This is a genomic window from Dyella silvae (assembly GCF_026421305.1).
Classification (GTDB): domain Bacteria; phylum Pseudomonadota; class Gammaproteobacteria; order Xanthomonadales; family Rhodanobacteraceae; genus Dyella; species Dyella silvae.
The window spans coordinates 13,782-36,509 of the sequence record NZ_JAPJBQ010000004.1 but is presented as its reverse complement, the minus strand read 5'-3'; the positions used below and the strand labels follow the sequence as shown (position 1 = coordinate 36,509).

Sequence of the window (22,728 nt, the reverse complement as noted above, 5' to 3'; positions counted from 1 at the left end):
TCAGTGCGTCTTCTTGGTGCCTTTCTTGCGGCGCTTTTCGAGGTTGCCGCGCGAGTCGCCGATCATCGCCTGCATGGCCTTGCGCGCCACTTCCGGCTGATTGCGGCGGATGGCTTCCAGCACTTTGTGGTGATGCGGCAGCGAGTACTTGAAGTCGCTTACCGTCTGCGCCGACAGCACGAAGAACATGCCCAGCACGCTCTCGATCACCGAGAACAGCGAACTCATCATTTCGTTGCCGGTGGCCTGAAGCACGGCATTGTGGAAGCTGAGGTCTGCGACCGCCCATTCGCCGGTGTCCTTCGCGGCTTCCATCTGGCGGTAGGCTGTATCGATGCTGGCCAGTTGCGCGGCGGTACGCTTGCGCGCTGCCGCAGCAGCGGCAGCCGGCTCGATGATTTCGCGCATCTCCACGAGCTTCTCGATGAAATCGTCGGTGGGCATGGATGCACAGCGCCAGGAGAGCACGTCGGCGTCGAGCTGGTTCCAGGCTTCCTTGGGGCGGATGCGGGTACCGGTTTTCGGTCGGGCCTCGATCAGGCCCTTGGCGGAAAGCACTTTCAGCGCCTCTCGCAGCGCATTGCGGCTGACCTGCATGCTTTCGGCAAGGGCGTCCTCGCGCGGCAACACATCGCCGGGCTTGAGGTCGCCGGCAACAATCCTTGTGCCCAGTTCACGGACTACCTGGCCGTGCAGACTGCGTGCATCCGTCGCTTTCATGGTGTGCTTTTCTCCGCAGCGTAGGCCACGCGTGCGTTGCGTGTCTCGCGTGTTGCCACATGATTCAAACGCTGCTGCATGTTGCGTCGCAGCGTTTGCCGGAATTTATCATACAAAGTCATCGAGCAACGTTTGAGCCGCGCTTCTCGATGCGCTGATAACTCGCGCCTCCTGCGGCCGGCCTTCCGATCCGGCGCCATCCATCGCAGCGCGGATGGTGCGGCGCAGCCAAAACAGCGCCCGCCCGTCGCGCTACAGCGAAGCACGTGGCCGCCCCGGCCCATCCGTCACTCTTGACCTATCGTACTATGGTAGGACAAATAGGAAAATATGCGCTAGGATGCGCCCCACAGCGACAGGGACTGCGCATTGCGAGCTGTGGCCAGGGGTGGCCGCCGTATCCATAACGACACAACGCAGATCAGCGCGTCATCGCGACTGAATCGATGCCACGACGAACACAACGTTCCACTGTTCCGGGGAGGAGCTTTCGAAATGAAGGGTTGGAAGAAGATCGATAAGCACGTGTTGGCAGCGGCCATCGGCGCCGTGCTGATGACCAGCGCATTGCATGCGCAGGATGCCACAGCACCCGCAGCGCAACCCCAGGCGCAGACGCAACCCGCCAAGGCCGCGAACAAGGACTCGGTGGAGCAGCGCCAGCAAGCTGCATCGGCCAACAAGACCGTGCAGAGCCTGGATCAGGTGGTGGTGACCGGCAACTCCAGCGCAGGCGGTATCCGCAAGATCGACGCCAGCTACTCCATCACCACGGCGACCCTGCAACAGATCAAAGAATTGAACCCGGTCAGCGTCGCTGACTTGTTGAAAATCTCACCAGGCGTCTATCCGGAGTCCTCGGGTGGCCAGACCGGTGCAAACATCGAAGTTGCGGGTTTCCCGTCCGACAGCGGTGCGCCCTTCGTCACCATGCAGATGAACGGTGCGCCGCTGTTCCCGAAGTGGGACTACTTTACCGATGCGATGGTGCGCCTCGATGACACCATCGACCGCCTCGAGGCGGTGCAGGGCGGTACCTCGGTGCTGTACGGCAACGGCCAGCCGGGCATGATCGCCAACTTCATCCTGCGCGAAGGCAGCAGCAAGCCTTCGGGCGACATCGGCCTGACGGTCGGTTCAGAGGGTATGGTCCGCATCGACGGTTTCTATGGTTTTCCGATCAGCAAGAACAGCGGCTGGTACGGCAGCATCGGCGGTTTCTGGCGCAAGTCCAACGGCGTGCGCGATCCGCAGTTCTATGCTGACGACGGCGGGCAGCTGACCGCGACGCTCAGCCACGACCTCGACCACGGTTCGATCATGTTCTTTGCGCGCGTGCTGAAGGACAAGAACCAGTGGGTGACCGATACGCCCATTCTCAACCCCTCTGCCGGCCAGTTCTCGGCGTACCCGAACTTCAGCCCCTTGACCGGCACGTTCGGCAGCAACGCCGACCGGCGCATGTTCCTTCAGCTGGACCCGTGCTACACGGCAGGCTGTGGGCCGGCCGGTCAGAACATCGACATGGCCAACGGACAAGGCGGCAACGTCCACATCTTCGGGGCCAACCTGGATCTGGACTGGGATAACGGCTGGTCGCTGTCGGACAAGCTGTACTTCACCACCGGCAACATGGACACGACGGCGTTCTACAGCACGGGCGCCAACCCGGATACGTTGGCCAACACCATTGCCGGCATGGCCTCTTCGTTCGGCCTGCCGCCTAACCTCGCGACGACTGCCACGTATACCAATGGCAAGCCGGCGAACATGAACGAAAACGTCACCATCCAGAACCCGGAATACATTCACAAGCAGATCAGCGCGGTCAGTAACGAGCTCCGCGTCAGCAAGGAATTGTTTGAAGGCAACACGCTGACCTTCGGCAACTACACCGCCGTGTATGACCAGCGCCATATCGAAGAAGACGGCCTGAACATGCTGATGCAGGCCAGGAGCAACCCGAATCCGATCGTGGTCAACATGACCGACGGCGTGAACAACTACCAGCTCACGGATGGTCAGGGTCTGTTCTGGAACAGCCAGCCGCAGTCGTGGATGGCATTCAACGAGCGCTGGCACGCCACGACGTGGGCGTTCTATCTGGCCGATGTGTGGAACGTGGGCAAGTGGCGTTTCGACGGTGGCGTTCGTATTCACCACGATGACATCGGTGGCTGGTTCCAGAACACCTCGTCGGGCGACCTCGATAACAACCCGAACACGGTGTACAACAACAACGCCGAATTCCTGATCAACAGCAAGCAGCATCCGACCAGCTCGCGCAGCGCACCCTCGTGGACGCTGGGTGCCAACTACACCTTCAACGACAACATGAGCGCGTATGCGCGCGTCAACGACGGCGTGTTCCTGCCGGGCTTTGATGATGTGGTGAATCTCGGCCACCCGCCGGTCGAGAAGATCCACAACATGGAACTCGGCTTCAAATACCAGGCACCGTGGATCTTCGCGGACGTGGTGGCCTACCGCAGGCTTTTCCACGGCATCCCGTACTCGATCGATCTGCCCACGGGTCAGGTCAACCTGGTGTACGGCTCGGTGACCAAGGGCCTCAACGCGGCGGTGACGGTCAAGCCGTTCGAGAATTTCTCCGTTGCGCTGAGCGGCAACTACATGGACGGTCATTACTCCGACTACGCCGGCTGCGTGCCGTACGTGGCGCAGGATGGCAGCAACCGTTGCGACAGCATCAGTGGCAAGCAGCTCGACCGTCAGCCGAAGGTGCAGTACCGCCTGACGCCGGGATACTTCATTCCCACCAGCTGGGGCAGCCTGAAGTTCTGGCTGACCTACGAGTACGTGGGTACGCGTTACGGCGATCAGCTCAACCAGCAGCCGCTCGGCCACTACTACGACTTCAGCGCCGGTGCGATGGCCAACATCGGCCAGAACTGGGTGGTGACGCTGCGTGGCACCAACCTCACCAACGAGATTGGCGTGACCGAGGGCAATGCCCGTCTGTTCGGTTTCGCCAGTGGCGGCGGCGTGATTCTCGCCCGCTCCATCGAAGGGCGTGAGGTCAACCTGCAGGTCAAGTATCAGTTCTGATGAAGTGTCTGGTCTTAGTCCCTCCCCTGGGCTAGGCAGCGAGGCGCTGGTTGCGTGATGCAGCCGGCGCCTCGCACTTTTTTTGGGCACGGCGTTTTGTGGAAAACGCCGTGCTAGGGTGCGGAGTACCCTCTGGAGCATCGTGTGAAACATTTTTCGATCAGGCATCGGCGCATCGCGTTACTGGTCCTCGGACTGGCGTTGGCGGGGGCGAATGTTCAGGCAGCCGCCCCGGTAAATTCGGCCGCGCAAGCTGCGCCCATTCTTGATGTGCTGGATATGCACGGCACACCGAAGAACCCCACTGATCGCAGTTTCAATATCTTCTTCGATGCGGGCGCCTGGCATGGCTACAGCCTGCCGCCCGTCAGCGACCCGGCTTCCGGCTTTACCGGGCCGTTCGTGCATAGCCTCTCGGGCGGACAATGGGCGGGAGCGCGCTTTGCCCAGCTGGTCATGAGCGATGCGGTGAGTCATCAGAAGGTGACGCTGACGCCCGTCGAAAGTCACGCGGGCCCCGGCTATCTGATGCGCAGCTATGCGGCCCCCGGCCTTGCCGTGCAACAAACGCTGTTCTTCGCCGATTCGTGGCATGCCGTTGTAAAGATCGACCTCACATCGACCGATGCGCGAACGATGGACCTTTCCATCGCGAATCGCGCCATGACGTTGCAGGGTGCGCGGCTTGCCGTGACGGATGGCCAAGTGATGCAGACCTTTGCTCACAGTCGCAGCACCTTGACCACGCGCCTTCACGGCGAAGACGCCGGCCGTGTCACCCTGAAAGGCAGCGACTATCAGATCGCGCCAAGCGCTCCGCTGACCTTGAAGCCTGGCGAGACGATCAGTGTCTTTGTCGATCAGACGCTGGTCTACGACACCGGTAAGGACACGCCCCCCGCCGTTGACGACAGCGCCGCGTGGCGCGCGAATCGCGAACGCTGGGCGGGTTATCTGAAAGACGTCTCGTCCCATCATCTGCAGGGCGTGCCGGACAACGTCGCGCAGCGGGTCGCCGTAAAGGCCATGCTCACGTTGCTGGGCAACTGGCGTGCTGCGCGCGGCGATCTGCACCATGACGGCGTGATCCCGTCGTATTCCAATCCCGATTTCAATGGATTCTGGGCGTGGGATTCGTGGAAGCACGCCGCTGCACTGGCCCACTTTGCGCCGGACCTTGCGCGCGATCAGATGCGTGCGATGTTCGACTACCAGGGCGCCGACGGCATGGTTCCCGACTGCGTCTATCTGGACAAGGCCGAGAACAACTGGCGCGACACCAAACCGCCACTTGCCACCTGGGCCGTGCTGGCGATTTATCACCAGACCGGTGACCGGGCGTTTGTTGCCGATATGTACGACAAGCTGGTGCGCTATCACCGCTGGTGGTTCGCGGCGCGCGATCACGATCACAACGGCCTGGCGGAATATGGCTCCACCGACGGCACACGCATCGCTGCCGCGTGGGAAAGCGGCATGGACAATGCCGTGCGCTTCGACGCTGCGGTGATGGTGAAGAACGGGGAGGGCGCGTGGTCGCTGAATCAGGAATCGGTGGACCTTAACGCTTATCTCTACCGGGAGAAGCTTGACCTTGCTGAGCTGGCGCAGGTGCTCGGCAAGACCGCTGAGCACGACGCGTGGCAGCAGGAAGCGGCCTCCATGAAGGCGGCGATCCAGCAGCGGATGTTCGATCCGGCGGCCGGTTATTTCTTCGACGCCCGGCTTGGCAGCGACCAGCGCGTGCGCGTCTACGGCTCGGAAGGATGGGCTCCACTCTGGGCAGGCGTGGCAAGCGACGATCAGGCCCGCGCCGTCAGCAAAGTGATGCGTGATCCCAACAAGTTCGCCACCGTCATGCCGCTTCCCACGCTGGCCAAAGACGATCCTCATTTCTCACCGATCAAAGGCTACTGGCGTGGTCCAGTTTGGCTTGATCAGTCGTATTTCGGGGTCGAGGCGCTGCGGCGCTATGGATACCGCGACCAAGCCGATGAGATGGCGCGTCAGCTGGTGCTCCATGCCCAGGGGCTGACGCAGCAGGCGCCCATGTACGAAAACTACGATCCTCTGAGCGGGCACGGCTATCAGTCGCTCAACTTCAGTTGGTCGGCGGCGAGCTATTTCTTGTTGATGCAGGGTGGTCGTCAGTAAGGCTAGGTCTTCGCAAGAGATGGTGAATGAAGAGGGCCGACCCGGAGTCCGATCCAAGGCCCTTCACGCTTTGTAGCAACCTTCATCTCACCCTCACCGTCATCCCAGCGAAAGCTGGGATCCAGTGCCTTCACGCGTCGCGAAAAACCGAAAGTCGCTGGATCCCAGCTTTCGCTGGGATGACGGTGAGGCAATACATAGTGCGCCGGCGATTTCGAGCAAGCCCCAGGCACCGATCACCGTCAAAACTTGCTGTGCTCCACATCGCGCTCGCGATGCATCAACGTCCACTCCGCATGTTCGGTCAGCGCAGCGTCGCCCAACGCCAGAAGAATCTCCCGCTGCTTGACAGGATCGGCCGTGCGATCCAGTGCCGCTCGCGCACTGCTGAAAATCCGTTGCATAAAGCGGTACTGCCGGATCAGCTCCTTGTCCGCCTTGCGATAGGCGTAGGCCTCACGCACCGCGGCAACGATCGACAGAAATGCCATGATCGTCACTAGTGTCGTCTTGATCGTCTCCGACAGGTTGAGTGCGAAGGCGGCCAGAAAGACACTGATCGAAATGCCGCCCCACAGACTGACCAGGCCAATGGTTTCCGTCACGTGGTGCAAACCGGTGCGTTCCAACGTTTTGCGCTCGAAGTAGTGCAGTTGCCCGCACTGGCCTGACCGCCCGACCCATTCGTCGATCACCCTGGCAAGTGCCTCCGGCGTGTGGCCATCAGCGGACGTGGTGGTGTAGATGCCGGCGGCACGCATCACGTGGCGAATCCAGCCAAGCTCTATGTTCTGCTTCTGCAAAAAGCTGTCATGCGAAAACTCATGATCGCCGCTGGCGGATATACCCGCGCGACGCCAGTAGGCCTGCACGCGAAGACCCTCTGCCAGGGCTCGGTAGTCGAGGTATTTGCGATGCCATCCGCGATGGCGGGCGAGCAGGGCGACGACCCCGCCGAGCGCAAACAGCAAAAGAAAGGTGTAGATGAGAAAGTCCTGTTCGGACAAGTGGGCGTAGATCGTGAAGGCAATACCCATCAGCGCGGCCAGTACATAGGTGGTGCGCAAGGCCAGAAGAACGCGTTTCTGGAAATGCATCGCCAGCCAATCCGCTGCCTGGAAGAGGCGTCCTATGAAGGTGTCATCGATCAGGGCGTCGTCGATGTGTCCTCGGTCGGTGGCATCAATCTGTGCACTGTATTTGGCGGCGTCCGCGTTGAACTCCGCCATGTGCGCAAACATCGCCCGAAATTCGGGTGGCAGTTGATCGCCCGGCAACGCACTGTTGCCCGTGCGCCACCAGGTCTGCAAGGGCGTCAGGCCGGGCGCAACATCATCGTGCGCTCCTTCGCGCGAACACACGACGTGGTACACGAGACGCTCGTCACCTCCGCCGAGCACGTGGCGTGCCTCGCGGTGGCGCACAGTCAGGCCGGGCAGCTCGCCATTGAGGTGATAGTTGACGATCTGCGCGGTGCCGCCGAGGCGGCCGGAATCCTTCCCGTCCCAAATGGCGAGAAGCATGTGGCAATGACTGGCAATGTAGACACCAGCTTTGGCGTACTGGCGATCGCGCTCCATGCCGGGCGCGGCGATGGCGGCACGCGATACGCCCTTGAGTTTGGGTAGCTGCACGATGTTGGCCTGATCGCACAGCGCTTCAAAGGCGGCGCGGGTACCAGGATCGGTGAAATCGTCGAGATACAAGTCGCGAGGCAGGGGAAGCGGCGCAATCAGCGATGCGCCGGCAGCAAGCCCCTCTTGCGCCACCAGTTGATCGCCGCCTTCGGCCAGCGCCGACAGCACGAGCAGCGGAAGCTCGGGGAATTCGCGATGAACCATGGCAAAAAAATCCCGCACACGTCGCCGCACGGGTTCGATTTCGTGCGCGGGAATATTGCGGTGGCTTGTGACGCCAATAACCAAGGGGGTGACGGTGGAAAGGGCGGCATGTGACATCGTCATGAGCTTGGCTTCCCTGATAGTTGCGAGCGGATTCAGTTGTTCTTGATGCTCGGCTGGCCGCCCCCCGCGATGATGTTGGGTCCAGAGGTATAGATCTGGTTGTTATAGGTCACGCTGACCGCATAGGTATACGTACCCGAAGCACCATTGCCGTTGGCATCTTGCACGGTGATTTCCGTGCTCTGAATATCGAGATTCGAAAAAGGCGGGTTGGGTAATCCAGTCAATCCTTCAAACGTGAAGCTCTGGTCGGCATCCGGAACCCATGTGATCGTCTCGTTGCCGTTGTTCACACTGAATGGATTGGGGTGCACAGTGACGGGAGGTACGTCGTTGGGTACAAGCTTTACCTTGATCGTCATATCGTTTCTCCGTTGCCGAAGTCATGGGGTGCGGCACATGCAAGGCGGGCCGCGTCGCCTGGATGGTGGTGGCTGCGGGGATGCGCATCAGCGCATGCGGGACGCCAGCTCCTTTGAGAACGCGGTATTGACCGGGTAGTCGATGTGCTCGTGCTTGAGAAGATTGACCAGTGCCAGGTCGCGATAGCCGGTATCCCAGAGTTTCTGGATGAGAGGCCGGGCCTCATCGGTGCGCCCGAGCGCTACCAGAACACTGACTTGCTGACTGAGCAGCCGGGGGTCGTCCTTGCCGCCCGTGACCGCTCGCGTCAGGGCCAATGCGTCTTCGAGAAGCTGTTGAGCGGCGTGCGGATCGTCGGTCAGGGTTGCCAGTACGTATTGGGCACGGACCGTGGCTAATAGTGTGGCGCGGTCATGGGGATGCTTGGCGAGCAAGGGGCTCAGCGTGGCGACGGCCGCCTGTGCCTGAGTGAGTGCCTGATCTCTCCGTGCTGCGTTGCGCAGCTGTTCGGCCTGCTCGGTTTGCGCCTCGGCAAACTCGCGTTGCCAACCGGCATCGGAGGGATCCTGCTTGACCAGGGTAGCGAAGGCTTCGAGTGACTGATTCAGCAGCCTGGTCGCTTCGGCGGTGTTTCCGGTGAGGCGCATAAGGCGGCTGAGTTGTGACGAATACAGGGCGTAGTCCTCCATGCTGGTGGCGTTCTTTGCGTCGAGCGCCCGTAGCTGCTCTGCCATGTCCAGCGCTTGCTGCAGATCCTGGGCCGCCGCTCCGGTGTCGCCTGTCAACGCAAGGGTGCGCCCCAAAATGGCGCGTGAGGTCACCACGTTCTCTTTCTGGCTGTTGTCCTTGGGGTCGCGTTCGAAGAGGCGGGTTTCGATAGCGTTGTCAGCGGCATACTCGGCTACCGCCGTGCTCATGTCGCCGCGCATCAACGCGAGCTTGCCCACGTTGTTGTGCGCGCTCCCCAGTTGCACATTCCAGTCTGTGTTGCCGGGTTTGATGGCTACCAGCTGCTGACATAGTGCTAGTTCGTTGTGATAAGGCGCAGCGGCTTCTTCAAGCTGGCCTTTCGCCTCCAGCACGTGACCGATGTTGTTCTCCACCATCGCCAGCTCAAACATAAGGGTCGGGTCGTGGGAGGCCATCGACGCCGCGTGGTTCAGCGTGGTGCGCGCAGTTTCAAAGGTGGCCTTCGCATCATCCAGCTGACCCTGCCGCCAGTAGGTCAGGCCGATAAACGCCTGCAGCCGCGCATAGGCCAACAGGCGATCGGTGCTTTTGGGATCTCGCTGGATAAGTGTTTCGTGAATTTGTGCGGCGGCTCGGAACGACTCCATCGCAGCGGGGAGATGGCCATCGTCCAGTCGCACGCTGCCGATGCGTTCGAGTGCTTTCGTGCGTTGCGCCAGCGATTCGTCGGTGACGTCCATGATGGGCAGGGACTGGAAATAGCGCATGGCCTGATCATCGACCGATTCGATGATGTCCAGTCGCGACACCTGCTGAAGTTTGTCGCCCAGATCGCCAAGCATGAAATCCACCAGATTCTCGGCCTGCTTCTGTCGGCGCTCGGCCGCATGGCTGGCCACCACGGCGGCGTTCCTCGCAATAACGGCGGTGATCGCCAGGGTGGTCGTAACGGCCATCACGGCCACCGCCAGCGCGGCCAGTGCCGTCATGCGCCGCACGCGGCGTTGCAGTTCGCGCCGTTTCAGTGCGTCAAATCCGATGTCGAGAAGACCGGCGATGAGTTTGAGTTTGGCGTTGGTCTTGCCGTCCTTGCCCTCGCGCGCATCCGCGGCAATGGGTTCGGCGGGCTCGCTTCCCGGCACGCCGTCCTCGGCCAGGCGAAAGCGCAGCGCCGGTGCAAAGCATTCCTCGTGCTCACGGCCGGGTATCGCGCTCGCATCGGGTTCGCCATCGACGATCAGGCAGAAGATGCGCTCACTACGCCCAAGCCGCTTGAAGGCCAGCACTTCTTCATTGACCCAACGCGAGGCCGCTGAGCGCGGTGAGCAGATGACGATGAGGTTGGCTGATTCCCGCAGCGCCTCGTTGATCTTGCTTCCCAGATCGTTGGCGCTCGCAAGTTCGTCACGATCTCGGAAAACCGGTGCGAGCCGTTTGGGTATCACACCGGCCGCCGTGCGCTGACCGATCAGCCTGCGGGGAACGCGATAGGTTTCCAGTGCTTTGTGCAGCCAGCTGCCCCAGGCTTTGTCCTGGTGGCTGTAACTGATGAATGCGCGATACCGGAACTCCGGCACAACAGGGTCGGGCGCCATAGCCAGCCGCACTCCAGCACAAGGCAACACAATCCCTTGCCGGGAAGTCCTCGTACATCGGGCGGTGGTTAGCAACGCCGGCGCGGATCAGCGGCCGGCACCCCTTTGGCGGGGGCGAGCGTATCACGTGTATCAGCGCCGTTTGTGCTCCTGTCTTTCACGTGCGCGCGTTCACATGAAATTGACGCGTCGCCGGTGCGGCTCAGTGGACGTAGTTGAGGGCGATGGCCGGCGTCACGGTGGTCGGGCTGTTGTGTCCGCCCGTGAATACGCGCACGCCGACCAGCAACCCCAGGTTTGCTCGCCAGTTGTATTCGATGGCGGGTGCAAAGGCGAAGCTCGCACTGGAGCCGGTGCGATAGTTCAGCGGTGCGGTGGCATTTTGCGTCGAAACCGTGCCACTCACTTTGCCGCCGCTCGTATACCGATAGACCAGATCAAAGGCCAATACCCAGTGTTGCGTCATGCTGTACTCCCACGCGGCGTTGGCCAGAAAGCCATTGCCGGGGCTGGCGTGGCCACGGAAGCCCTGGGGCGTCGCATAGACGCTTACGTCGCGAAGGGAGGTGTCACGGGAGAACGATCCGCCGATGTTGAAGCGCATGCGCAGGATGCGCCCATTGGGCAGCCAGAAGTACGTTTGCGTGTTGAGCTGAATGGTCGTGGTGTACGCACCATTGCCCTGCGCATCGGCCAGCGGATGGCTCAACTGATCGTATCGCCCGGTGGGCAAGGTCTCCTGCACCATCAGCGCCATGGCGGGCATCGCGCTGCCTTCGTGAAAGGACGTGATGCTGTATTGCGCCAGGATGCTCAGATCGCCGGGCTCGATGTGGTCACTGCTTGGTCCGTTGGCGACGCGGTTGTAGCCGAAGGTGGGAATCAGGCCCGCCATCCATCGGTCGGTGATGCCGTATTCCATATAAGTAAGCGAGCCGAAACTATCGACGTGCGGGGAGCGCACGTCATAAAGGTAGGGTTCGATCAGAAAGTGGCCTTTGGGCAAGGCCCCGGCGGAATTGGCGATCAGAGGCCCTGTCCACCAGGCATCGCTCAGCGATTCGCGATTCATGCTGGTGGGCGATGCATTGTCCTGCGCCGCGCAGGCCGATGACGCAAGAGCGAAGAACAATGACGGCGCGAGGAACCAATGCCTGAACATGATCGACTCACTTACCTTGTGGCTCGATGGAATGACCCGAACAATGGGGCGGCCAGCTGACTCAGCAGGCGGCGAACCGCATGACGATTTTCAGTGCCAAGCGTTGCACGATCCTGTGAGGTTTGCTGCGTACCGTTCCGCGTCGTCAGCTCGACATGGCCGCGCCGCTGATCCTGGCGGGCAGGCACCTGGCGTGGACGGCCCACCAGCAGTGCCACGGGCCCATCGCCCATGATCGCCAGCGAGCGCTGCTGCAGTGCGGAAGGCTCCGGCACTTGGGCGGGGGTAAACAAGCCGTTGGCTTCGGCTACGGTCAGCATGCGGCCACCCATGGTGTCGTAGCGGCCGTCGTTCAGCGCTTCCTTCGCGATGATCGCCAGATGCGCCATGACCGCCTGCATAGGGCCACAACCGAGACTGATGCGTCGCGCACCTGCGCGTTGAAGTTCGGCAACGCTGGGCGCGCCGGGATAGCCCGCGTAAATATTGAGAGGCACCGGAATCGACTGCGCGAGATCGGCAATGTCATCCAGGTTGGCGAGGCCTGGCACAAAGATGCCATCCGCCCCCGCCTCGACATAGGCAAGGGCGCGGGCACGCGTTTCTTCAAGCCGCGCCTTAGCATCGGTACCGGAAACGCAGTAGGTGTCGATCCGCGCATTGATGAAAAGGGGTACGCCATGATGCTTCGCAACGGCGCGGGCACACGCGATGCGCTCGCTGAGCACATCGGGGTGCGCCAGGGTGTTGGTGCCGGGTATGACGCCGTCCTCGATATTGATGCCGATCGCGCCGAGTTCGATCAGGGCACCGACGAGGCCGCCGGTGTCGCTCGCGGTCTTGCCGTAGCCGCGCTCGATATCCACGGTGAACGGCACCGTGATCGCCTGGCTGATGCGGCGGCAGGCATCCAACAATGCGTCGACGGGCATCTGCTCGCCATCGGGGTACCCCAGGGCCCATGCCATGGCGGCACTGGACGTGGCGATGGCCTCGGCACCGGCCTGTTCCACTATCCGGGCGCTGGCCACGTCCCATACGTTGGGCAGCACCAGCGGGGCGGCCTCAGAGTGCCGTTGATGGAAGCGCACCGCGCGCGCAATGGTTTGACGGTTCATGGCTTTAGTCCCTTGTAATGCCCGCCTCGTAGGGCGTAAGTAGGAGACCATCCGGGCCACTACCGGCGCTGTCAGAATCTTTAGTCACTTCGCCAAGGGCACAGGCGTACGGTCTCTGGGGGTTCTAAGCTGGTGTCCGGACCCTCATTGCCTGACGACCTTTCGGAAGCGGAAAGCATGTCGACCATTTCGTCACACACGCTGCTGGCCACCGAATCGCTGACACTGCGCCGCGTTCAGTGCAGTGGCACCTGCCGCCATCGCAGTGCGGAGGAATGTGCGTCGTCCACCCAGCTGGTATTTCCCTATCGCGGTGTCTATCTCAGGCACGTCGGCACCGATCAGTCGGTGGCCGATGCCAACCACGTGCTGTTCTTCAACGCGCAAGAGGGATATCAGGTCAGCCATCCGGTGGATGGTGGCGATGCATGCCTGTCCCTGAGTCTTGATGAGGCGGTGCTGGCCGAGCTGACGCCGCCGTCACTTGCGCAAAAGGGTGGGGTTGCCTCATTCCGCCGCCAGTCCTTGCGTATTGACGCGCGCGCCCAGGCGCTGGTGGCGCTGCTCCGCCACGCGCTGGACAACGGAAGCATCGAGCTGTTGGAGGCGGAGGCATTGGTATTGACGCTGGTCAGCCGCAGCCTGGGGCCGCGTACCACGCACGAGTCGACCTCTACCCATGCACGCCGGCGCCTTGCCGACCGGGTAAAGGTGTTGCTGGCCAGCGATCTCTCGCGGCGCTGGACGCTCGCTGATATCGGCAACGCCATCGGCAGTTCGCCGGTCTACCTGACCCAGGTGTTCCGGCAGGTGGAGGGTATGCCGCTATACCAGTATCAGCTGCAATTGCGTCTGGCACGCGCGCTGAATGTGATGGATGAGTACGACGATCTCTCGGCCCTGGCGGCTGAGCTTGGCTTCTCCAGTCACAGTCATTTCGCCAGCGCGTTCCGCCGCGCCTTTGGCCGCTCACCGACCGAGTTCCGTCGTTCCTCCCTGGTCGCAGACACCTAAAGAATTCGACAGCGCGCCGCTTACGGCCATGGTCTTCTGTGTCCACCCAATGAGGGTAACGACAGGAGTTGAGGACATGAGCGAGAAAACCTGTGCCGCATGCGACTACCCGCTGGACGGCAATGCCATCCAGGTCACCATCGGCGGGCGCGTCGTCGAAGTGTGTTGTGAGGAGTGCGCCGAGAAGCTGCGCGAAGCCAGCGCCAAGGGAGCGGCGTGACGTGGTAGCGCCGGTGCGCCACATCGTCACGATGATGGCGTTCGGGATGGCAAGCATGGTGTCCGGCGCCGGGGAGTCCTCGGCGCCGGACGCTGTAGCGACTCGTATCGAAATGCTGCTACAGGGCAAGTATGAGGATGATGCCGGCCTTGATCGGGTTGCCCGGGTACTCGAGATCGAAAAACGTCTCGGCGCCTATCGCGCCGCGGAGAACACGGCGGAGTTCATGCGCCGGATCAATGCGGATCTTCGAGTGGCCACGAGAGACGAACATGTCTGCGTGCGTGAACAGACTGCGCCATCTGCGGCGAATACTCGCGAGTATGACCTTGGCATGGGTTTGAAACTGGTTTTTCCCCAGGCGAGCGGCGCGCCCGCGCATCGCCGGCCGGATGTACGATGAGACCTTGTCCATTTCCCTGCCAGTAACCATGGCGAACAGCCCAGCCAGCCCCGTGACATTGGAATCCACGATCACCTGTCCTGAGTGTGGTCATCAGGCGACGGAAACCATGCCGACCAACGCCTGTGTGTTCTTCTACGAATGTGCAGGGTGCGGTGTGCTGTTGCGCCCGAAGCAGGGCGACTGCTGTGTGTTCTGTTCCTATGGCACGGTGCCGTGCCCGCCGATTCAACAACAAGGCAGCTGTTGCAGTTGCCGCTGAGCGGCCGCTGCTGTCAGTGAAGCCCTCGTAGGTGGGGAAGGCCATCATCCACGTCGATGGCCTGACAACCGGGCAGTTCGTACGCGATCTGGCAACTGCCCCTTAATGACGTCAAGGAACTGTCAAATGGGCGTGGTGTTTCCGCCCGTCGAGCCTTCACGTTTGCAAAAACCGTAATTTTTCTTAGTGCGGCTAAGTAGACCTCCCGATTGTCTCAAGCGGGGGGATGAAGGAACGTTGCCGTGTCCTGTGCGCCTGGGCCGTCACCACTAAGTGTCTGGCTCACCGGCGGCGCAGTCGTTGCTCATCCAGAGGGGCTGACAAGGCAGGCATGGTGATTGGTCTTCAATCAAGGAAAGAGCCGTGAATCACCATCGACGGTACTTCGCGAGACCGGTGTCTTCGTTGTGGCTGGCTGTTCTCCTGCTCTGGGCGAATGCCTGTCTTGCGGCCACCGATCCGCTGCCCTCGTGGAACGACGGACCCACCAAACAGAGCATCGAAAGCTTCGTAAAAAAGGTAACCACCCAAGGGTCGCCGGATTTCGTGCCGCCTGAGCAGCGCATCGCTACGTTCGACAATGACGGCACGTTGTGGGCGGAGCAGCCGGTCTATTCCGAATTTTTCTTCGTGATGGATCAGGTGAAAGCGCAATTGCCACAGCATCCCGAATGGAAGACCACGGAGCCCTTCAAGTCCGCATTGGCGGGTGACTTGATGGGGCTGGCTGCTTCAGGTGAGAAGGGTGCGGCGGAACTGATCGCGGCCACGCATGCCGGTATGACCACGGACGAATTCGCGCAACGTGTGAACGCTTGGGTTGCCACAGCACGCCACCCTAAAACCCATCGCGTCTTCACCGAAATGGTCTACCAGCCCATGCTGGAGTTGCTGCACTACCTGCGCGACAACGGCTTCAAGACGTATATCGTTTCGGGCGGTGGCCAGGACTTCATCCGCGCCTGGGCTGAGGCTGTGTATGGCGTTCCCCCGGAACAAGTGATCGGCAGCGAGGGCGAACTCACCTATCAGTCGCGCGACGGTCACCCCGTACTGATCAAGCAGGCCAAGATCGCGCTGGTGGACGACCACGGCGGCAAGCCGGTAGGCATTGAGCGCTTCATCGGGCGTAAACCCATTCTTGCCTTCGGTAATTCCGACGGCGACCAGCAGATGCTCGAGTGGACCATGTCAGGCGCCGGTACGCGTTTTGCCGGTCTGGTGCACCACACCGATGACGTACGCGAGTTTGCCTACGACCGCCAGTCGCCGGTGGGCAAGCTGGATAAAGCGTTGGACGAAGCCACGGCCAAAGGGTGGGCCGTGGTGGATATGAAGAACGACTGGAAGGTGATTTTCCCACCCGAAAAAGCGGCGAAGAAATAACACGCGGCGCCTTCACCAGCCTCGCGTGGAACGTTCGTGTGATCACCGTTGGCTGCCTTTCGCAGTCATGCACATCAGGAGGATTTTCCATGTTATGGCTAAGGCAGCGCAGTAGATTGTTGAAATCGCTAACGACAGTAGTCACGACAGCATTGCTTGTTGTGGCTGCCGTCACCATCCAGCCGACAACGGTAAGGGCACAGCCGCCAGCGCAGGATCAGCAGCAGGAATCATCAGACAACGGCAAGCCAAATATCCTGGTGATCTTTGGCGATGACGTAGGCATCTCCAATATCAGCGCCTATTCGATGGGATTGGTGGGCTATCGCACGCCGAACATCGATCGCATCGCGCGTGAGGGCATGATCTTCACCGACTATTACGGTGAAAACAGCTGTACCGCCGGTCGCTCTACCTTCATCACCGGCCAGACCGTGCTGCGCACGGGCATGTCCAAAGTAGGTGCTCCGGGCGCTCCCCAGGGCATTCAGGATCGCGACGTGACCATCGCGCAGGCTTTGAAGGGCCTTGGCTACGGCACCGCGCAGTTCGGCAAGAACCACCTGGGCGACCAGGATCGTTTCCTGCCCACCAAGCACGGTTTTGACGAATTCTTCGGCAACCTCTACCACCTCAATGCGGAAGAGGAGCCGGAGCGTCCCTATTGGCCGAAGAACAATCCGGACTTCCTCAAGGCCTACAATCCGCGCGGCGTCTTGCACACCACCGCCGATGGCAAGATCGAGGACTCCGGACCGCTGACCAAGAAGCGCATGGAGACCATCGACGACGAAACGACCGGCGCTGCGATCTCCTATATCAAGAAGCAGGCCGATGCCAAGCAGCCGTTCTTCGTGTGGATGAACTTCACGCGCATGCATATCTTCACCCACGTACGGCCCGATTTTAAGGACAAGGGCGGCCTGGGCGACGGTCACGACTATGCCGATGGCATGTGGGAGATGGACCAGAACGTCGGCAAGCTGCTCAAGACGCTTGATGACGCTGGCATCACCAAGAACACCATCGTGGTGTTCACGACCGACAACGGCCCGAACTTCTTCACCTGGCCGGATGCCGCCAACACCCCGTTCCGCAGCGAGAAAGACTCCAACTGGGAAGGCGCCTTCCGCGTACCCGGCATGGTCCGCTGGCCCGGGCATATCCGCCCGAACACCGTCAGCAACGCGCTGATTTCCGGCCTTGACTGGTTCCCCACGCTGGTGGCCGCCGCGGGCGATGCTGACATCACCAGCAAGCTGCTCAAGGGCACCAGTATCTCTGGCAAGAACTACAAGGTTCATTTGGACGGCTATAACTTCTTGCCCTATCTCACCGGAAAGACCAACGAATCGCCACGTCACGAGTTCTACTACTTCGATGACGACGCACAGTTGGTTGCCATCCGATGGGATTCGCTCGGGCCGAATGGCGTTCGTCCAGATGCCTGGAAGGCTGTGTTCTGCGAGCAGCGGGCACAAGGAAGTCTGAACATATGGCAGGAGCCCTTCACCTGCCTGCGTCTGCCAAGACTCTTCAATCTGCGTATGGATCCCTACGAGCGCGCGAATATTGGTCCCACGACAGGGTACGAAAAGTGGATGACCGACAACGTCTACCTGATCTTCGAGGCCAATCGCCGGGCGGTCGGGTTCCTGCAGACGTTCAAGGAGTACCCGCCGAGCCAGTTGCCGGGCTCCTTCTCCATTGACGGGGCGGTCGAAGCCATGAAGATGCAGATGATGAAGCAGCAGCAGGGCAAGTAGACCATTCTGATTTGGCGACAGGGATGTCGCCAGGCTGTATATGTTCGTGACTGCCCGCCCTCGTGCGGGCAGTCTGCGTTTTGACGCCCCGCGCTCATATCGTCTGGGAATTGCGAGGCCTGTGCCGACGCGAAGGCTTTCCATTCAAAGCAGAAAGTACGGTGGCCAGAACGTCGGTGAGGCGGCTGCGACGCCACAAGCGCCTTCATGAGCGTTTTTGTCGCAGGCTCATGATCAGAGTCTGCCGATGTCGCCTTGGCCTTCGAGGTGTTGCGTCCAATGCCTACACCACATCACATGAAGGCGCGATGTTGCGCGCTGCTCCTCGTCGATACGCTGCAAAACCCTCTTTCAAGCGAGTTTCTCTTCGGTCGGCGGCTTCCAGGCCGGTCCGGTGATATTTGCGTCTACTGATCGTGGATTCGATTCCGTGGTCCGTGTCCTGCGGGAAAGGGGGCGCAGACGTTGGCTGCATGGCGCAGCCGAGTCACATCAGGAGTATCACCATGTTTCCGTCATGGAAGCGAAGCACCTTAATGAAATCGCTGAGTACAGTGATGGCGGCGGCGCTGGTCGCAGCGGCTGCGTTCACGCTACAGCCGCCAACCTTGCACGCACAGGCAACAGCATCGGCACCCGATGCGTCTTCCAGTAGCGAAAAGCCGAACATTCTTGTCATCTTCGGTGACGATGTCGGTATCGCCAATCTCAGTGCATATACGATGGGCATGGCTGGCTATCGCACGCCCAACATCGATCGTATCGCGCGTGAAGGCATGATTTTCACCGACTACTACGGTGAAAACAGCTGTACGGCGGGTCGTTCGACCTTTATCACCGGCCAGAACATCCTGCGCACGGGCCTCTCCAAGGTGGGCGAACCGGGCGCCAAACAGGGTCTGCAGCCCCGCGACGTGACCATTGCGCAGGTGCTCAAGTCGATGGGCTATGGCACCGCGCAGTTTGGCAAGAATCATCTTGGCGATCGCAACGAATACCTGCCCACCAATCACGGCTTCGACGAGTTCTTCGGCAACCTCTACCACCTGAACGCTGAAGAGGAGCCCCAGCGTCCGTACTGGCCGTCGAACAACCCGGAGTTCGTGAAGAACTTCACTCCGCGTGGCGTGATCCACTCCTACGCTGACGGCAAGGTCGAAGATACCGGACCGCTCAACACGAAGCGCATGGAGACCATCGACGACGAAACAACCGGTGCGGCCGTGTCCTACATTAAGAAGCAGGCCGATGCGAAGCAGCCGTTCTTCGTGTGGATGAACTTCACGCGTATGCACATGTTCACGCACATCCGTCCTGACTATCACGGTAAGGCCGGCCTCGGCGCGGGCCAGGATTACGCCGATGGCATGTGGGAGATGGATCAGAACGTCGGCAAGCTGCTCAAGACGCTGGATGACGCTGGCGTCACCAAGAACACGATCGTCATTTTCACGACTGATAACGGCCCGAACTTCTTCACCTGGCCTGACGCGGCGAATTCGCCCTTCCGCAGCGAGAAGGACTCGACCTGGGAAGGCGCGTTCCGTGTGCCGGGCATGGTCCGCTGGCCGGGTCATATCCGCCCCAACACGGTGAGCAACACCATGATCTCCGGGCTCGACTGGTTCCCGACCCTGGTGGCGGCTGCCGGCGATTCGGACATCACAAACAAGCTTCTCAAGGGAACCAACATTGGCGGGAAAAACTTCAAGGTTCATCTGGACGGCTACAACTTCCTGCCATACCTGACGGGTAAGACCAATGAAGGTCCGCGCAAGGAGTTCTACTATTTCAACGACGATGCCAAGTTGATGGCCATGCGAATGGACACGGTCACTACCGGTGGTTCGGTTCCCACCGCCTGGAAGATCCAGTTCTGTGAGCAGCGCGCGCCGGGCGGCATGCAGATCTGGATGGAGAAGTTCGACTGCATGCGCATCCCCAAGCTGTTCAATCTGCGTATGGACCCGTATGAACGCGCGGACGTCGGCCCGACCAACAGCTACTACCGTTGGATGACCGACAACAATTACCTCTTTGTCGAAGGCATGATGCACGTGAAATCGTTGTTTGCCTCGTACAAGGATTATCCGCCCAGCCAGATCCCGGCATCGTTCACCATCGATCAGATGACTGAAGCGCTCGATCGACAGTTGCAACAGAAGCAGGGCAAGTAACCGCAGTACAGAGAGGCGGACGACCGGCAGGTTGTCCGCCTCCTTCCATCATTGCTATTCACGTTTACTTAAGTAGCGCGTCGCGAGCCGATTCCTCCCTATACTCGGAAGGAAGCCAGCCACGCGCGAGATACATGCCTGTCATGAAGCCTCACCGTATTGGAAAACAGGCCTTTGTGGCTGCACCTGTTATTTCCTCCGCGAACCTCTGGCCTTTGCTGCTGCTCTTTGGCTCCGGCGCGGCTTCGTTGGTCTATCAGCTTTTGTGGATCAAGCAGCTCTCGCTGGTGGTCGGTGTCGAGGTCTATGCGGTAACGATCGCCGTAAGCGCTTTTTTTGCCGGGTTGGCCATCGGTGGCGCATGGTTCGGACGCGTGTCGGATCGCCTGCAGCGTCCGTTGCGTCTGTACGCTTGGCTCGAAGGTGCTGTCGCGTTACTTGCCGTCGCAGCGACAATGTCGCTGGCGCACAGCGCCGCGTTGTTCGCCCATCTTGAACAGCAGATGGGTTGGGTGGCCTGGCTATTGCCTTTTGTGCTTGTCGGCGTGCCGGCCGTGGCGATGGGGGGCACGCTGCCCGTGCTGGTGCGTGCCTGCGCTCGCGACAGCGTGGCAGGGACGGGCGGCCACCTCTACGCAGCCAACACGGCGGGCGCAATTACCGGCGTACTGTTGGCCCCATTCGTACTGCTGCCTTGGCTGGGCGTGCAGGGCTCAGCATGGGCCGCTGCAGGCCTTAACTTGCTGGCGGCGGCCGTGGCGATGCTGCTGGATAGTCATCGCACGCCATCATCACCCACGGTGGCGTCTGAGACATCGCCTTCGCAGGGATCCGCACGCTTGGCGTTGTCTCTTTATGCGATAGCAGGCGGCATTGCGCTTGGCTACGAGGTGATCTGGTCGCAGACCGTGGTGCAGTTCATGAGCACGCGTGCGTTTGCATTCGCCATGATGCTCGCGGTGTACTTGCTTGGTCTGATGCTTGGCAGTGCGATTTACGCACGCTACGCGGACAAGGTGCGCGACGGTTGGTCGGCGTTCGGCATGCTGATTGCGCTCGCGGGCCTGGTGGCATTGCTGCAGGTCATCGCGCTGGGCGGCTGGCTGCCCGAGTTGCAAAGTGGCGCTGCCAACATGATGACGTCGCTGACGGGAAGCCGCCTGGCGGCGATGTGCGCGCGATTTGCGGTGGCCGCTGCGGCGATGGTGCTCTTGCCCACGCTGCTGCTCGGCGCCGCATTTCCGGCCGTGCTCCGTCTTGCGGCGCGCCCGGAGCATAGCGGAAGCAGCGTGGGTTTTGCCGTGGCCCTCAATACGCTGGGCGGTATCGCGGGCACGGTGCTGACGGGTTTCGTGCTGGTGCCGGTGCTGGGCCTGATGCGCTCGCTCGCACTGCTGGCGCTGGCAGCATCCGTGGTCGGTCTGGCCGCCGTGTTCATGAGTTCCTCGGCGCAGCGGCGAGGGCGATGGATGGTCGTTGGCATCGCCGGCTGCGCGGTGTTGGTATCCCTGCTTGCCTCGCCGCAGAAGTTAGTCAGCCTGCTTGCTCAGGCTCGCGGTGGCGATATCACGTTCTATGAAGAAAGCCGTGGCGGTACGGTTGCCGTGTTGGCACAGGGGCAGGGCGACAATCTCTTCCACCGTTTGTATATCCAGGGAGTGTCCAATTCGGGTGACACGCTGCCATCTCAGCGTTATATGCGGCTGCAGGCCTTGTTGCCGCTGATCATTCATCGCAACGAGCCACGCTCAGCGTTGGTGATCGGCTTTGGCACCGGCATTACGGCGGGTGCGCTGTCGCAGTATCCGGGGCTCACCACGCGCGTATGCGCCGAGCTGCTGCCTGCCGTGGTGCGGGCCCACGCTCAGTTCAAGGGCAACTATCGCGCGGGCGGTGACCCGGGGCTGGATATCCGTTTGCGTGACGGCCGCCGCGAACTACTGGCCAGCGACCAGACCTACGACATGATCACGCTGGAGCCGCCACCGCCGTCTGCCGCCGGCGTAGTGAATCTCTATTCCCGCGATTTCTACCTGCTGGCAGCCAAGCGGCTCGCACCGGGCGGGGTGCTGGCGCAGTGGTGGCCGTTGCCGACGCAGAACGACGAGGACTCCCGCGCGATGGTGCGTGCATTCCTCGATGCCTTCCCGCATGCCACGCTGTGGACGACTGAACTGCACGAAATGCTGCTGGTGGGTTCGAATGATCCGATCGACCTCGACGCGACGCGCATTGAGCAGCGTTTCAACCAACCCTCCGTTGCCAGTGCGCTGGGCGAGGTCGGTGTGAGTTCGCCGGCGGCGCTGCTGGCGACATGGGTGACCGACCGCGCCGGCCTTGATCGCTATGCAGGAAGCACGGCGCCTGTCACCGACGATCATCCGAGCATCGAGTACGCGACCTGGGTGCGTCGCAACGAGTTGGTGCGCGTGCTTCCCGAACTGGTGGCGCTGCGAACGGAACCGCCGCTGCATGGGGCAAGTGCCGAGCTTATCGACGCCATGCATCGCCAGCGCGACGTGCTGTTCACCTTCTATGCCTCAGGGCTGGCCGCCTATCAGGGCGACCGCGACCAATGGTCCGAAGCGATGAGCGTCGTCATGCAGGCGGATGGCCAGAACCCGTACTACCGATGGATTGCCGGCGGCGGTCCGTAATGCACGCT

16 protein-coding genes are annotated in these 22,728 nt (G+C 61.2%); 10 read left to right on the top strand and 6 right to left on the bottom strand.

What is annotated here, in order from left to right; genetic code table 11:
• Nucleotides 1–720, bottom strand: coding sequence for a FadR/GntR family transcriptional regulator (locus OQE56_RS11295; protein ID WP_267224407.1), 720 nt, complete (start codon nt 718–720; stop codon nt 1–3).
• 495 nt (nt 721–1,215) lie between these two features.
• Between OQE56_RS11295 and OQE56_RS11290 the strand changes: the two genes are divergently transcribed.
• On the top strand, nt 1,216–3,789 hold the full coding sequence (locus tag OQE56_RS11290) for a TonB-dependent receptor (RefSeq protein ID WP_267224406.1): 2,574 nt from the start codon (nt 1,216–1,218) through the stop codon (nt 3,787–3,789).
• Nucleotides 3,790–3,933: 144 nt separating this feature from the next.
• Nucleotides 3,934–5,943: an MGH1-like glycoside hydrolase domain-containing protein gene (locus OQE56_RS11285; protein ID WP_267224404.1), complete on the top strand. Its 2,010-nt coding sequence runs from the start codon at nt 3,934–3,936 to the stop codon at nt 5,941–5,943.
• Between the two features lie 242 nt (nt 5,944–6,185).
• Here OQE56_RS11285 and OQE56_RS11280 read toward each other — a convergent pair whose 3' ends face one another.
• The 5 genes from OQE56_RS11280 to OQE56_RS11260 form a co-directional block, all read right to left on the bottom strand.
• A complete protein-coding gene (locus tag OQE56_RS11280; protein WP_267224402.1) occupies nt 6,186–7,907 on the bottom strand; it encodes a hypothetical protein in 1,722 nt (573 codons plus the stop codon).
• A gap of 32 nt (nt 7,908–7,939) precedes the next feature.
• On the bottom strand, nt 7,940–8,269 hold the full coding sequence (locus OQE56_RS11275; RefSeq protein WP_267224400.1) for a hypothetical protein: 330 nt from the start codon (nt 8,267–8,269) through the stop codon (nt 7,940–7,942).
• Between the two features lie 87 nt (nt 8,270–8,356).
• On the bottom strand, nt 8,357–10,555 hold the full coding sequence (locus OQE56_RS11270; RefSeq protein ID WP_267224398.1) for a TIR domain-containing protein: 2,199 nt from the start codon (nt 10,553–10,555) through the stop codon (nt 8,357–8,359).
• Nucleotides 10,556–10,757: 202 nt separating this feature from the next.
• Nucleotides 10,758–11,717: a transporter gene (locus OQE56_RS11265; RefSeq protein WP_267224396.1), complete on the bottom strand. Its 960-nt coding sequence runs from the start codon at nt 11,715–11,717 to the stop codon at nt 10,758–10,760.
• A gap of 11 nt (nt 11,718–11,728) precedes the next feature.
• Nucleotides 11,729–12,835 carry an isocitrate lyase/PEP mutase family protein gene (locus OQE56_RS11260; RefSeq protein ID WP_267224395.1) on the bottom strand — a complete coding sequence of 369 codons (1,107 nt, stop codon included), beginning with the start codon at nt 12,833–12,835 and terminating at the stop codon, nt 11,729–11,731.
• Between the two features lie 177 nt (nt 12,836–13,012).
• Here OQE56_RS11260 and OQE56_RS11255 point away from each other — a divergent pair, with 177 nt between their 5' ends.
• The 8 genes from OQE56_RS11255 (at nt 13,013) to OQE56_RS11220 (ending at nt 22,720) form a co-directional block, all read left to right on the top strand.
• Nucleotides 13,013–13,849 carry a helix-turn-helix transcriptional regulator gene (locus OQE56_RS11255; RefSeq protein WP_267224394.1) on the top strand — a complete coding sequence of 279 codons (837 nt, stop codon included), beginning with the start codon at nt 13,013–13,015 and terminating at the stop codon, nt 13,847–13,849.
• A gap of 76 nt (nt 13,850–13,925) precedes the next feature.
• On the top strand, nt 13,926–14,069 hold the full coding sequence (locus OQE56_RS11250; protein WP_267224393.1) for a hypothetical protein: 144 nt from the start codon (nt 13,926–13,928) through the stop codon (nt 14,067–14,069).
• Between the two features lie 13 nt (nt 14,070–14,082).
• On the top strand, nt 14,083–14,472 hold the full coding sequence (locus tag OQE56_RS11245) for a hypothetical protein (RefSeq protein ID WP_267224392.1): 390 nt from the start codon (nt 14,083–14,085) through the stop codon (nt 14,470–14,472).
• Nucleotides 14,462–14,734 carry a GDCCVxC domain-containing (seleno)protein gene (locus tag OQE56_RS11240; RefSeq protein WP_486599064.1) on the top strand — a complete coding sequence of 91 codons (273 nt, stop codon included), beginning with the start codon at nt 14,462–14,464 and terminating at the stop codon, nt 14,732–14,734. Before OQE56_RS11245 ends, OQE56_RS11240 begins: the two co-directional genes overlap by 11 nt.
• A gap of 363 nt (nt 14,735–15,097) precedes the next feature.
• Nucleotides 15,098–16,120, top strand: a complete 1,023-nt coding sequence (locus tag OQE56_RS11235; RefSeq protein WP_267224390.1) for an HAD family hydrolase — start codon at nt 15,098–15,100, stop codon at nt 16,118–16,120.
• Between the two features lie 161 nt (nt 16,121–16,281).
• On the top strand, nt 16,282–17,886 hold the full coding sequence (locus tag OQE56_RS11230) for an arylsulfatase (protein ID WP_267224388.1): 1,605 nt from the start codon (nt 16,282–16,284) through the stop codon (nt 17,884–17,886).
• A 506-nt stretch (nt 17,887–18,392) separates the two neighbouring features.
• On the top strand, nt 18,393–20,063 hold the full coding sequence (locus tag OQE56_RS11225) for an arylsulfatase (RefSeq protein ID WP_267224386.1): 1,671 nt from the start codon (nt 18,393–18,395) through the stop codon (nt 20,061–20,063).
• 176 nt (nt 20,064–20,239) lie between these two features.
• Entirely contained in the window at nt 20,240–22,720 is a 2,481-nt protein-coding gene (locus OQE56_RS11220) for a fused MFS/spermidine synthase (protein ID WP_267224383.1), read from the top strand.
• Nucleotides 22,721–22,728 lie beyond the last annotated feature (8 nt).